This window comes from Nocardioides cremeus, from assembly GCF_030518195.1.
In the GTDB taxonomy this organism is placed as follows: Bacteria; Actinomycetota; Actinomycetes; order Propionibacteriales; family Nocardioidaceae; genus Nocardioides; species Nocardioides cremeus.
Map to the genome: position 1 here is coordinate 1 of NZ_JAULSC010000391.1, position 234 is coordinate 234.

General features: G+C 76.1%; 1 protein-coding gene. It reads left to right on the plus strand.

Annotated features, from left to right (window positions below):
• On the plus strand, window positions 1-234 hold a 234-nt coding region (locus QWJ41_RS21450; RefSeq protein WP_302710534.1), incomplete at both ends, for a hypothetical protein.

The following is a 234-nucleotide window of genomic DNA, read 5'->3' on the forward strand; positions in this document are numbered from 1 at the left end:
GCTGCGCTTCGCGGCCCGCGACGCCGCCCGGCACCGCAGCCGCACGGTCCCGGCCGTGGCGGCGGTGGCGGCGACCGTGGCCGGCGTCGTCGCGCTGGGGATCGCGATCACCCGCGACGAGGCGCAGAACCGCGAGACCTACAGCGCAGCGCTGCCGATGGAGGCGATGAGCGTCGTCGACTACGAGCGCGGCGCCGACTACGGGTTGCACGAGTCGGCAGTGACCGCGGTCGC